We start from the raw sequence: 11181 nt of genomic DNA on the forward strand, positions 1-11181 counted from the left end.
GGCCGACACGGGCGCGCCCACGACGTCCGCCCCCGCCCCGCCGACCGCGTCGACCAGCGCCAGCGCCGCGCCGGCGGACACCGTCGCGCCCTCCGTCGGCCGGGTCGCGGCCGCCCCGGCCGAACTCGAACCCGGGGGCTGCCCGTACGGGTCGACGTCCAGCACGATCTCCGCCGTCGTCTCCGACGACCGTACGGCGGCCGGGAAGCTGAGGGTGAGCTTCCGGTACACCCTGGACGGCCGCACCAGCGAGGTGGCCATGACGTCCGGTGGGCGCGGGTGGTTCCGGGGCGTCCTGGGCGACCTGCCCCGGCCCGCGGCCAGCACCCGGATCGCGGTCCGGGTCGTCGCCGTGGACGAGGCCGGCAACGTCTCGCCCGAGGGCTCGCCGGTCCACGTGACGCTGTACCCGTACTGCACCCCGGGCTGAGCCCGGAAACCGGATGCCGACCACGACGACGGAGGGCGGGCCGCCGTGACCCAGCCGAACGACCCCACCGAGGCGCTGCCCACCCACCGGCAGCCGGACGACGACGCCGCCACCGCCCGCCTCGACGCCCACCAGCCGCAGCCGCCGACCGAGCCGACCGCGCACCTGCCGTCGCGCGACGCGACCGTGTACCTGGCGGCGGCCGAGCCGACCGCGCGCCTGGCCTCGGGTGACGCGACCGTGTACCTGGCGGCGGCCGAGCCGACCGCGCGCCTGGCCTCGGGCGATGCGACCGTGCGTCTGGCGGCGGCCGAGCCGACCACCCACCTCGCGGCCGGGGAGCCCACGGCGCGCCCGACCCGCGACGAGGCGACCGTGCACCTGGCCCACGGCGAGCCGACGACGCCGCAGCACGCCCCGGGCGGGCGGACCGGGCCGTGGCCGGCGGCGCGGCCCGCGCCGGGGCAGCCGACCACCGGGGCGACGGCCGGGGGAGCCGGGTGGGCGACCGCTACCGGGCCCGGACCGGGGACGTTCTTCGGCGGCCCCACCGGGGGCTCCGCCGCTGCGCCGGGCGGGGAGGTGCGGTTCGGGCCGGGCGTCCCGACGACCCCGCCGCCGGCGCCCCCGTGGCCCACGCCGGCACCGCCGCGGCGGCGGTCGGCGTGGCGGGTGGTGACCTCGGTGCTCTCCACGCTCCTGACCGTCGCGCTGCTGGCCGCCGTCGGCCTCTACCTCTGGCAGCGGATCAGCCCGCTGGAGGTGACCGGGGTGAGCGTGGCGGTTCCCCGGCCGGCGGGCGACCGGTGCGACGTCACCGTCGACGTGGTGGCCACGGTGTCGACCAACGGCCGGGCGGGGGAGCTCCGCTACCAGTGGTTGCGCACCGGCAGCGCGCCCGGCAGCCTGCAGACCGAGCGGGTCGGGCGCGGCCAGCGCACCGTCGAGTTGACGCTGCGCTGGGCCTTCAGCGGCGTGGGCAGCACGACCGAGACGGCCACGGTCAACATCACCTCGCCGGCCCCGGTGCAGGCCCAGACCCCGGTGTCCTACGACTGCCGGCGCCGCTGAGGCGGGTGTTTCCCCGATCGCCGCCGGGGGTAGGTCGGGCCGGACTAACCCGGATGCCGTGTGGAGGAATTCCGATGAGAGACAACTTCGGCGACGCGGTGGGGGACGCCCTCCGGTCGGTGATGCTGTTCCTGCCCAAGGCCCTCGCCTTCGTGGCGATCCTGGTGGCGGGCTGGCTGATCGCGAAGGCCGTGCTCAAGATCGTGGACAAGGTGCTGGAGCGGGTCGGCTTCGACCGTGCCGTGGAACGCGGCGGGATCCGTCGGGCCCTGGCCCGCTCCCGGTACGACGCCAGTGACATCGTCGCCAAGCTCGCCTACTACGGGGTGCTGCTGGTGACCCTCCAGCTGGCCTTCGGCATCTGGGGCCCCAACCCGATCTCCGATCTGATCGCGGGCGTGATCGCCTGGCTGCCCCGCGCCTTCGTCGCGATCGTCATCGTCGTGGTCGCCGCGGCCATCGCCAACGCCGTGAAGGACATCATCAGTGGCGCCCTGGGCGGGCTGTCGTACGGCCGGATCCTGGCCACCATCGCCTCCGTGTTCATCCTCGGCCTGGGCGTCATCGCCGCGCTCAACCAGATCGGCGTGGCCACCGCGGTCACCACTCCGGTGCTGGTCGCGGTGCTGGCGACCGTCGGCGGCATCCTCGTCGTCGGGGTCGGCGGCGGGCTGGTCCGTCCCATGCAGAGCCGCTGGGAGTCGTGGCTGAGCCGGGCCGAGCGGGAGTCGCAGCTGATCGCCACGCACGCCCGCGCCTACCAGGCCGGACGCCGCGACAGCGAGGCCCACCTCGCGGCCCGGGCCACGCACGGCGGCCCGGTGGCCGGCGGTGACCCGGACGCCACGCAGGTGGTTCCCGGCCCGCGCGTCGACGCGGACCCGGACGCCACGCAGGTGGTTCCCGGCCCGCGCGTCGACGCGGACCCGGACGCCACGCAGGTGGTCTCCGGCCCGCGCGTCGACGCCGACCCGACCGTACCGGTGCCGCGGCAGGGCGACCCGGACGCCACCCAGGTCACCTCGGGCGGCGCCACCGTCCCGGCCCGCGAGGACAGCGAGGCCACCATGGTCATCCCGCCGCTGGACGGCGAGCAGCGCCGTCGCTGAGCACACCGCCGCCGGGGTGGGATCCGCATCGGATCCCACCCCGGCGTGTGTCCGGCGAAGGGCGTGACCGCCCGGGCCGGTCCGGCTACCATCGCCGACATGACGTGGCGATGTTGATCCACCGCTAGGGGCCACTGCCGTGGGCCGCCGCGGTCGCCGTTCGTCCGGCGTCCGCTTCGTCCCCACAGGAAGGTCCCATGACTGTCCACCCTCCGCGCGTGCCCGACGCGCGCGTCCGCCGGCTGGCGGCCACCCTCTACGGGTACGCGTTCCTCAGCGAACTCGTCCTGCTCTATCCGCTGTACGCGCTGCTGTTCAGCGACACCGGCCTGTCGGTGTGGCAGATCTCGTCGCTGTTCGTGATCTGGTCGGCCGCCAGCATCCTGCTGGAGGTGCCCTCCGGCGCGTTCGCCGACGCGTTCTCCCGGCGGCTGCTGCTCAGCCTCGCGCCGGTGGTCGCCGCCGCCGGTTTCGCCCTCTGGGTGCTCGTGCCCTCGTACCCCGCCTTCGCGGTCGGTTTCGTGCTCTGGGGCGCCGCCGGGGCGCTCGCCTCGGGCGCGCTGGAGGCGCTGGTCTTCACCGAACTCGACCGCCTCGGCGCCGCCGGCCGCTACGCCCGCCTCATCGGCCGCGCGAAGACGGCCGAGACGCTCGCCGTCCTCACCTCGATCCTGCTGGCCGGCCCCGTGTTCGCCGTCGGCGGCTATCCGGCCATCGGTGCGGCGAGCGTGCTGGCCTGCCTGCTCGCCGCCGCCGTCGCCACCCGCTTCCCGGAACACCGCCGGCCCGCGCCCGCCCAGGCCGCGCCCGACGCGGCACCCGCCGTGGCCGAGCGAGGCGGTGAGGTCCCGGTCGAGTCCGGCCGGCCAGTGCACCTCGACGCCGTCGGCGGCGTGGGGCCGGACCGGAGCGGGCCCGACGCCGGGGCGGACGACGACGAGGACCTCGGCTGGTGGGCGAGCCTGCGCGCCGGGTTGGCCGAGGTCCGCGCCGACCGGGCCGTCCGCGCGGCGGTGCTGCTGGCCGCGGTCGTCGCGGCGGTCTGGGGCGCCCTGGACGAGTACACCCCGCTGCTGGCCCGCGACACCGGCGTCGGCGAGGCGACCGTGCCGCTGCTGCTCCTGCTCACCTGGATCGGGGTGGCGGTGGGCGGTCTGCTGGCCCCGGCGGGGGAGCGGTTGACCGCCCGGGGGTACGCCGGCCTGCTGGCGCTGTCGGCCGTGGCCCTGGCCGCGGGGGCGCTGTTCGCCCGGCCGGCCGGCTTCGCGCTGGTCGCGGTCGCGTTCTGCGGCTTCCAGCTCGCCACCGTGCTCGCCGACGCCCGGTTGCAGGCCCGCATCACCGGGGGCAGCCGGGCCACCGTCACCTCGCTGGCCGGGATGGCCACCGACGTCACGATCATCGCGGTCTACGGCGGGTACGGCCTGCTCGCCACCGGGGCCGGCAACGGGGTCGCGTTCGCGGTGGCCGCGGTGCCGTACCTGATCATGGCGCTGCTCCTGGCCAGCCGCGCCGGCCGGCCGGCGCGGGCGAGCGCCGGGCACACCGGCTGACGGGGGCCCGGCGGCGGTCCGCGCGACCGCCGCCGGGACCGTCGTCGGTCAGCTCATCGCTCCTCGAGCAACGCCTTGAGCGCGGCCAGCCGGTCGCGCCAGTACGCCTTCAGCTCCGCCGCCTGTGCCGCCCCGGTCAACTTCTCGTGCTGCACGGACACGCGCGACTTCGCCGCGTCGACGGCCGCGAAGCCCACCACGATCCGGGTCGGCCCGTCACCCCAGTCGGCCCGCAACGTCCGCGCCGGGGTGGCCGTGCGGACGCGGACCACCGCGTCGGGCAGCCACCGCCGGCGCAGCGCGTCGTCGGCGAAGGCGTCGAAGAGCCGCTGCACCGGTACGCCGACCGTCCGACTGCCGGCGGCGGAGAAGCCACCCCCGCGCCGCTGCCCGGGCGCGCGCAGGCCCCGCGTCTGCTCGTAGCCGACGGTGACGCTCTGCGCCCACCAGCCCGACACCTCGTGCGTGGCGACCAGCCAGCGGGCGATCTCGGTGTGCGTGCGCCCGGTGGCGCCCCAGGCGTCGAGGAGGGCGAACCACTCGTCCCAACCGCGGCCGGTGCGGTCGCGCAGCAGCGCGTCGGAGATCCGCTCGGTCTGCCCCGTCGCGCCCGGTGCGGCCGCGGGTGGCGGCGGCGGCTGCGCTGTCGCGGCCCCCGGCTCGGGCCCACCTGCGGCCGCCCCGCCGGTCAGCTGCCGGCGGGCGGCGGTGTAGCTCTCGCCGGTCTTCTCCATCCGGGCCCGGACCCGGTTCTTGAACGACCTGTGACGCGTCATCACATGCTCCCTGTCGACGGCACGGGTCGCAGGGACCCACGCTCCCGTCGACCGCGCCGGAGAAGGGCATGTGGCACGGCGTCCCGAGAGCACGGGGCTCCCTTTGCCTCCGCGAGGCCGGTGGCGTGGGCACCGGGAAGGAGGTGGGCGCGGGACGGCGCCGCCACCAGCTTACGCCGCGACGGCGGGACCGTGGGGTGGGCCGGGAGTCGGCGGGTGCGCGGTCAGGCGTCGGCGGTCTCGCCGGTCTGCTCCCAGATCGAGCTCATCTCGTCGAAGGCCTGCTCCATGAGCTGCACCATCGCCCGCCGGGCGCGCTCGCCGTCGCGCCGCTGGATCGCCTGGGCCACCTCGGCGTGCAGCTGCAGGGCCTGCTCGTGCGGGTGGTGCGGCATCAGGTGGTGCTGGTGCCGGCCGGTGAGCACCTCCGCGATCAGGTCCTGGAGCCGGACGAACATCTCGTTGCCCGAGGCGACCAGGATCCGGCGGTGGAATTCTATGTCGAGCCGGAGGAAGCGCTCCTCGTCGCCGGCTTTGCCGGCCGCCCACATCTTCGCCGCGAGCCCGACCAGGTCGCTCGCGGCGTCGTGGCCGGCCCGGTTGGCGGCCAACCAGGCGGCGTGCGGCTCGACGGCGGTCCGCAGCTCGGTGATCGAGCGGAGCTGGACGATGCGGCCGGCCGAGGCGAGTCGCCAGCGGATCACCTGCGGATCGAAGACGTTCCAGTCCTCCGACGGCCGGATCATGACCCCGACGCGGCGACGGGTCTCGATGAACCCGATCGAGGCGAGCACGCGCAGCACCTCGCGGACGACCGAGCGGGACACGGCGTAGCGGTCGACCAGGTCGTCGATGTTGAGGACCGACCCGGGTGCGAGCTCGCCGTCGCAGATGGCCGTGCCGAGGCGGTCGAGGACGCGTGCGTGCAGGCCAGCCTCGACAGGGGCGAGCTGGGCGGCCACAGCCCCCGGAGAGGTCGATTCCACGCGACGGAGCATATCAGTTGGGCCTACCCCTTGTATAAATCTGCTTTTTCGGCCTAGCATCCCGATGTTAAGCGGATGTAAACCGCGAGGTGGCGGCCCACCCGTCCGGGCGGCGGCCACGGCCACGGCATAAGGAGAGATGGACGTGAGACGTCGATCAGTTATCGGGTCTTCCCTGGCGATGGTCGTCGCCCTCGGCCTGTCCGCCTGTGGCGGCGGGGACGACGCCGGCGGCTCGAACACCGTTCGCGTGACGCTGGTGAACCACGTCTGGACGGAGAACATCAAGAAGGCGCTGCCGGAGTTCGAGAAGCAGTCGGGCCTGAAGGTGGAGGTCACCCAGCTCGGTGAGGACCAGCTCTCCGACCAGTACAACGTCAAGCTGAACGCCGGGTCCACGGACCTGGACGTGATGATGTACCGGCCGCTGCAGGAGGGGAAGCTGTTCGCCAAGAACAAGTACCTCGCCGACCTGACCGAGAAGAGCAAGTCGGACAGCGCGTTCGAGGTCGGTGACTTCCAGTCCGGACCGGTGCAGGCGACCACGTACGAGGACAAGCTGGTCGGCGTGCCGATCATCACCGAGCAGGAGGTCCTCTACTACCGCAAGGACCTGCTGGAGAAGTCCGGCTTCACCGCCCCGCCGAAGACCCTCGACGAGCTCAAGGCGCAGGCGGCGAAGGTCGAGGCGGACAACCCGGGCGTCGCGGGCTTCGTGTCCCGCACCGGCAAGGCCGCCGCCGTCACCCAGTTCTCCAGCTTCCTCTACAGCTTCGGCGGCGACTTCGTCGACGCCAGCGGCAAGGCCGCGGTCAACAGCGAGCCGGCCAAGCAGGCGTACGCCTACTACGGCGGACTGCTGCGGGAACACGGCCCGGAGAACATCAGCACCGACATGAGCTGGTCCGAGGCGATGGCGATCTTCACCCAGGGCAAGGCGGCCTTCTACACCGAGGCCAACTCGCTCTACAAGAACGCCACCGACCCGGCCAAGTCGAAGGTCTCCGAGACCGTCGGGTTCGCGGCCTTCCCGGCCGGCCCGGCCGGCTCGAAGCCGTACAACATCCCGTCCTGGGCGCTCGGCGTGAACGAGGCGTCGAAGAACCAGGACAACGCCTGGAAGTTCATCCAGTGGGCGGCCGGCAAGGAGCAGGCGCTGGCGCAGCAGAAGGCCGGCGTGCCCAGCGCCCGTACCTCCGTCTGGAACAACCCGGAGGGCGCGGCGACCTACCCGAAGGACCTCGCCGAGGCCACCACGGTCAGCACCGCCAACGGCGTGGGCCACGACCGGCCGCTGGTCGAGAAGGTCGCCCAGGCGCGGGAGATCGTCGGTCAGCCGATCGTCGACGCGATCACCGGCAAGGACGCGGCCGCCTCGGCGGACGCGGCCAACGAGGCGTTCCAGAAGTTCCTCGACGACGAGGCGAAGTAGCCCGAAACGCAGGTGGCGGAGCCGACCGGCTCCGCCACCCCGCGTCGGGACGCTGGCCCTGACCCATCCGGAGACCCCATGTCGACCGTCACCACACCAGTCAAAAGATCGCCCGAGGCGCGTCCGGCGTCCCCGGAGACCTCGGCCTGGTCGCGCTGGGCCAACGAGCACCGCAAGTGGCTCTTCGCGGCGCCCGCCATGTTGTTCGTCGCCGTGCTGATCGTCTTCCCGGTGGCGTGGACCGGATACCTCAGCCTGACCGACGCCGAGGGCTCGGTCCGCGCCGAGAGCGAGTTCATCGGCTTCCAGAACTACCTCGACGTGCTCGGCGACACCGACCGGTTCTGGCCGGCCGTGTGGCGCACCGCGCTCTTCACCGGCGTCGTGCTCTTCTTCGAGGTCGTCCTCGGCATGGCGATCGCCCTGCTGCTGTGGCGGCCGTTCCGCGGTGAGAAGTGGGTCCGGGTCGCGATCCTCCTGCCGCTGGTGGCCACCCCGGTCGCGGTCGGCATGATGTGGCGGCTGATCTTCGATCCCAACATCGGGATGGCGAACCAGGTGCTCGGCTGGGTCGGCATCGGCCCCCAGCCCTGGCTCTCCGGGCAGGGCTCGGCCCTGCCGACGACGATGTTCATCGACATCTGGCAGTGGACGCCGATGGTCGTGCTGATCCTGCTCGCCGGCCTGACGTCGCTCTCCGACGAGCCGCAGGAGGCGGCGCTGATCGACGGCGCCAGCACCTGGCAGCGGTTCCGGCACGTCACCCTGCCGCTGCTGATGCCCACCGTGATCGTCGCGATCCTGCTGCGCGGCATCGACGCCCTGAAGACCTTCGACATCCTCTACGCCACCAAGGGGCGCGGCGGCGGGTCGTTCCACGAGGTGGAGACCCTGAACGTGTACGCCTACGGGCTCAGCTTCGACTACAACGACTACGGCGTCTCATCGACCGTCCTCATCATCTTCTTCCTGATCATCATCGGGGTGATGTGGGCCCTGACCTACCGCAAGAAGGGCATGGACCGATGAAGCTGCGCAGGCCGTACAAGATCTTCCGGACGGTGGCCCTCGTCCTCGTGGTGCTGTCGCTGATCGCGCCGCTGGTCTGGATGGTCGCCGCCTCGTTGAAGACGAACGTCGACATCTACGACACCGAGAAGGCGTTCGTCTTCTCCCCGACGCTGGACAACTACAGCAACGTCCTGCAGCAGGCGAACTACGTCCAGTTCATCGGCAACAGCCTCTGGGTGGCGCTCGCGGCCACCGTGCTGTCGCTCCTGCTCGGGGTGCCCGCCGCGTACTCGATGAGCCGCTTCAACATGAAGAAGTCCGCGCTCGTCGTGCTCATGGCCCGGGTCATCCCCGGCGTCTCGCTGCTGGTGCCCTGGTACTACGTCTTCTCGAACCTGCAGATGGTCGGCGGGTTCACCGTGCTGATCCTCAGCCACATGTTCGTGTCGCTGCCGCTGATCGTCTACATCATGATGGGCTACTTCGACGGCCTGCCGACCGAGCTGGAGGAGGCGGCGCTCGTCGACGGGCTCACCCACATCGGGGCGTTCCGGCGGATCACCCTGCCGCTGTCGGTGCCCGGCATCGCCACCGCCGGCATCCTGTCGTTCATCTTCTCCTGGAACAACTTCATGTTCGCCCTCGTGCTCTCCGGGGCCGACACCAAGACGCTCCCGGTGGCGATCTTCGACTTCGTCGGCTACGCCAGCATCGACTGGGGCGGCCTGATGGCGGCGGCCACCGTGGTCACCCTGCCGATCATGCTGATCGCCCTGTTCGTGCAGAAGTACGTCGTCTCCGGCCTCACCGCCGGCGCCACGAAGGGCTGAGGACACCATGACCACGATCGAACGGGTGGAGACCTTCCTCGTCGCGCCGCGCTGGCTGTTCGTCCGGGTCGAGACGTCCTCCGGGATCGTCGGCTGGGGCGAGGCGACCTGCGAGGGCCGGTCCGAGACCGTCCGCACCGCCGTCGAGCAGCTCAGCGAACTGCTCGTCGGCCGGGACGCGCTGCGCATCGAGGACCACTGGCAGGTCATGACCAAGGGCTCGTTCTACCGGGGCGGGCCGATCCTGGCCAGCGCCGTCGCCGGGCTCGACCAGGCGCTGTGGGACATCGCCGGCAAGCACTTCGGCGCGCCGGTGCACCAGCTGCTCGGCGGTCCGGTCCGCGACCGGATCCGGGTCTACGGCTGGGTCGGCGGCGACGAGCCCAGCGAGGTGCGCGACCAGATCGCCGCCGCCGTCGCCACCGGCCTGACCGCGGTGAAGATGAACGCCTCCGGCCGGATGAGCGCCGTCGCGTCCGTCGCCGAGATCGACGGCGTGGTGCAGCGGGTGGCCGCCGCCCGCGAGGTGCTCGGCGACGAGCGGGACGTGGCGGTCGACTTCCACGGCCGGTTCACCCTCGCCACCGCCCGCCGGGTCGCCCCGCTGCTGGAGCCGTACCGGCCGTTCTTCCTGGAGGAGCCGGTGGTGCCGGAGAACTCGCACCTCATCGGCGAGTTCGTCCGCTCCACCACCACGCCGGTGTCGACGGGGGAGCGGCTCTACAACCGGCAGGAGTTCCTGCCGGTGCTCCAGGCCGGCATCGCCGTCGCCCAGCCGGACCTCTCGCACGCCGGCGGCATCACCGAGGTCCGCAAGATCGCCGCGCTGGCCGAGGTGTACGACGTGCAGCTCGCCCCGCACTGCCCGCTCGGGCCGATCGCGCTCGCCGCCTGCCTCCAGGTCGGCTTCGCCACGCCCAACTACCTGATCCAGGAACAGAGCATCGGCATCCACTACAACCTCGGCGCCGAGGTGCTCGACTACTGCCTCGACAAGACCCCGCTGACGTTCGTCGACGGGTACGTCGAGCGGCTCACCGCGCCCGGCCTCGGCATCGAGATCGACGAAGACGCCGTACGCGCGGCGGACAAGCGCGGACACGCGTGGCGCAGCCCCACGTGGCGGCACCGCGACGGCTCCTACGCGGAATGGTGATCACATGACCGTCAACCTCACCGCCGACCTCACCGCCGCCCGCATCCTCGCGATCATCCGCGGCACCGCCACCGCTGCCGCGATCGCCGCCGGCACCGCGCTGCTCCAGGAGGGCGTACGCGTCGTCGAGGTGGCCCTCACCACGCCGGACGCCCTGGGGGCGATCGAGGCGCTGCGCGCGGCGGCCCCCGCCGGGGCGCTGGTCGGCGCCGGCACGGTGCTCACCACCGCCGACGTCGCCGACGTGGCCGCCGCGGGCGCGCAGTTCGTGGTGACGCCGGCCGTGGTGGAGTCGATCGCCGAGGCGGCGCGCCGCGGCCTCCCGGTCGCCGCTGGGGCGCTCACCCCGACCGAGGCCTACACGGCGGTGCGGATGGGGGCGTCGGCGGTCAAGCTCTTCCCGGCGTCGGTCGGCGGGCCCGCGTACCTCAGGGCGGTGCGCGACCCCTTCCCGGACATCCCGTTCGTCGCGGTCGGCGGCGTCGGCCTGGACGACGTGCCCGGCTACCTCCGCGCCGGCGCGATCGCGGTCGGCCTCGGCGGTCCCCTCGTCGGCGACGCCGCCTCCGGCGGCGAACTGGACGCCCTGCGGGCGCGGGCGCGCACCTACCTCGCCGCCGTCCGGGAGCCGGCCGGATCATGACCGCACCGGACCTGCTCACCGTCGGCGAGGCCCTGGTGTCGCTGCGCTCGGCCGGCCCGCTCGCCGCCGGGGGGCCGCTGACCATGCACCTGGCCGGCGCCGAGTCCAACGTGGCCGTCGCGGTGGGCCCGGCGGGGCCCCCCCCCCCCACCGGCCGGCGGGGCGGGCCCCACCACGATTGCGG

The 11181-nt window shown here is 73.2% G+C and carries 11 protein-coding genes and 2 pseudogenes; 10 read left to right on the forward strand and 3 right to left on the reverse strand.

Annotation, left to right across the window (positions count from 1 at the left end; genetic code table 11):
• The coding region (locus AB0G08_RS29460) for a hypothetical protein (RefSeq protein WP_358094032.1) at positions 1-231 on the reverse strand (231 nt) is incomplete at its 3' end.
• On the opposite strand from AB0G08_RS29460, the gene AB0G08_RS29465 reads away from it, so the two are divergent.
• From AB0G08_RS29465 to AB0G08_RS29480, 4 genes and pseudogenes are all read left to right on the forward strand, one after another.
• Positions 215-430, forward strand: coding sequence for a hypothetical protein (locus AB0G08_RS29465; RefSeq protein WP_358094035.1), 216 nt, complete (start codon positions 215-217; stop codon positions 428-430). The two genes, AB0G08_RS29460 and AB0G08_RS29465, sit on opposite strands and share 17 nt — an antisense overlap.
• Positions 431-475: 45 nt before the next feature.
• Positions 476-1501, forward strand: coding sequence for a hypothetical protein (locus AB0G08_RS29470; protein ID WP_358094038.1), 1026 nt, complete (start codon positions 476-478; stop codon positions 1499-1501).
• Positions 1502-1554: 53 nt separating this feature from the next.
• A pseudogene (locus AB0G08_RS29475) lies at positions 1555-2352 on the forward strand (hypothetical protein); the annotation flags it as partial.
• Positions 2353-2807: 455 nt separating this feature from the next.
• Positions 2808-4163, forward strand: coding sequence for an MFS transporter (locus AB0G08_RS29480; RefSeq protein WP_358094041.1), 1356 nt, complete (start codon positions 2808-2810; stop codon positions 4161-4163).
• A gap of 53 nt (positions 4164-4216) precedes the next feature.
• Here the strand turns inward: AB0G08_RS29480 and AB0G08_RS29485 are convergent, their stop codons facing one another.
• Positions 4217-4939, reverse strand: a complete 723-nt coding sequence (locus AB0G08_RS29485) for a hypothetical protein (protein WP_358094044.1) — start codon at positions 4937-4939, stop codon at positions 4217-4219.
• Positions 4940-5163: 224 nt separating this feature from the next.
• Positions 5164-5925 (reverse strand): FadR/GntR family transcriptional regulator, encoded by a 762-nt coding sequence (locus AB0G08_RS29490; RefSeq protein ID WP_358094047.1) that lies wholly within the window; start codon positions 5923-5925, stop codon positions 5164-5166.
• A gap of 145 nt (positions 5926-6070) precedes the next feature.
• Between AB0G08_RS29490 and AB0G08_RS29495 the strand changes: the two genes are divergently transcribed.
• The 6 genes and pseudogenes from AB0G08_RS29495 to AB0G08_RS29520 form a co-directional block, all read left to right on the forward strand.
• Positions 6071-7357, forward strand: coding sequence for a sugar ABC transporter substrate-binding protein (locus AB0G08_RS29495; protein WP_358094050.1), 1287 nt, complete (start codon positions 6071-6073; stop codon positions 7355-7357).
• Positions 7358-7435: 78 nt separating this feature from the next.
• Positions 7436-8386, forward strand: coding sequence for a sugar ABC transporter permease (locus tag AB0G08_RS29500; RefSeq protein WP_357881740.1), 951 nt, complete (start codon positions 7436-7438; stop codon positions 8384-8386).
• Positions 8383-9198 (forward strand): carbohydrate ABC transporter permease, encoded by an 816-nt coding sequence (locus AB0G08_RS29505; RefSeq protein ID WP_358094052.1) that lies wholly within the window; start codon positions 8383-8385, stop codon positions 9196-9198. Before AB0G08_RS29500 ends, AB0G08_RS29505 begins: the two co-directional genes overlap by 4 nt.
• Positions 9199-9205: 7 nt before the next feature.
• Positions 9206-10354 (forward strand): galactonate dehydratase, encoded by a 1149-nt coding sequence (dgoD, locus tag AB0G08_RS29510; RefSeq protein WP_358094055.1) that lies wholly within the window; start codon positions 9206-9208, stop codon positions 10352-10354.
• A 4-nt stretch (positions 10355-10358) separates the two neighbouring features.
• Positions 10359-10997 carry a bifunctional 4-hydroxy-2-oxoglutarate aldolase/2-dehydro-3-deoxy-phosphogluconate aldolase gene (locus tag AB0G08_RS29515; RefSeq protein ID WP_358094058.1) on the forward strand — a complete coding sequence of 213 codons (639 nt, stop codon included), beginning with the start codon at positions 10359-10361 and terminating at the stop codon, positions 10995-10997.
• Positions 10994-11181, forward strand: a pseudogene (locus AB0G08_RS29520) (hypothetical protein); the annotation flags it as partial. The gene AB0G08_RS29515 and the pseudogene AB0G08_RS29520, both read left to right, overlap by 4 nt.

The organism is Micromonospora sp. NPDC023644 (assembly GCF_040640115.1).
Classification (GTDB): domain Bacteria; phylum Actinomycetota; class Actinomycetes; order Mycobacteriales; family Micromonosporaceae; genus Micromonospora.

What these genes read in the sequence shown, in the direction of transcription:
- AB0G08_RS29500 (WP_357881740.1), top strand. Translation starts at nt 7,436, where the DNA reads ATGTCGACCGTCACCACACCAGTCAAAAGATCGCCCGAGGCGCGTCCG.
- dgoD (WP_358094055.1), top strand. Translation starts at nt 9,206, where the DNA reads ATGACCACGATCGAACGGGTGGAGACCTTCCTCGTCGCGCCGCGCTGG.
- AB0G08_RS29480 (WP_358094041.1), top strand. Translation starts at nt 2,808, where the DNA reads ATGACTGTCCACCCTCCGCGCGTGCCCGACGCGCGCGTCCGCCGGCTG.
- AB0G08_RS29485 (WP_358094044.1), bottom strand. Translation starts at nt 4,939, where the DNA reads ATGACGCGTCACAGGTCGTTCAAGAACCGGGTCCGGGCCCGGATGGAG.
- AB0G08_RS29515 (WP_358094058.1), top strand. Translation starts at nt 10,359, where the DNA reads ATGACCGTCAACCTCACCGCCGACCTCACCGCCGCCCGCATCCTCGCG.
- AB0G08_RS29505 (WP_358094052.1), top strand. Translation starts at nt 8,383, where the DNA reads ATGAAGCTGCGCAGGCCGTACAAGATCTTCCGGACGGTGGCCCTCGTC.